The sequence below is a fragment of the Xanthomonas sp. SHU 199 genome, from assembly GCF_000364665.1.
GTDB classification, from domain to species: Bacteria; Pseudomonadota; Gammaproteobacteria; order Xanthomonadales; family Xanthomonadaceae; genus Xanthomonas_A; species Xanthomonas_A sontii.
The window spans coordinates 1-331 of sequence record NZ_AQOI01000452.1 but is presented as its reverse complement, the minus strand read 5'-3'; the positions used below and the strand labels follow the sequence as shown (position 1 = coordinate 331).

The 331-nt window shown below is 64.7% G+C and carries 1 protein-coding gene; it reads left to right on the top strand.

Annotated elements, in window-relative coordinates:
* The coding region (locus D183_RS24855) for a UTRA domain-containing protein (RefSeq protein ID WP_157835215.1) at positions 1 to 216 on the top strand (216 nt) is incomplete at its 5' end.
* Positions 217 to 331: the final 115 nt, after the last annotated feature.

Here is a 331-nt window from a genome sequence, read left to right as displayed (position 1 = left end):
CTGGGCTTGCGGCAGGCGCGCAGCCGGCTGTCGATGTATCCGGCCACGCTCGATGCCGAGCAGGCCGTGCTGCTGCAATCCACCGCCGGCACGCCCTGTTTCCGCCTACAGCGCGTCAGCTACGATCCCGACGGACGCGCCGTGGAATTCGACATCGAATCCTGGCGCCACGACGTGCTGGAAGTGTCGGTGAATGTCTACGCGCCGGGGGAATAAGCGGATCTGCGGCGATGACAACCAGGCACGGGAGGTTGTGGGAGTCAACTGTCATGCAGCTGCGACGCGCGAAGTGGTGTGTGCTTTCCGATGGCGCAATGCGTCGGGACTGAAG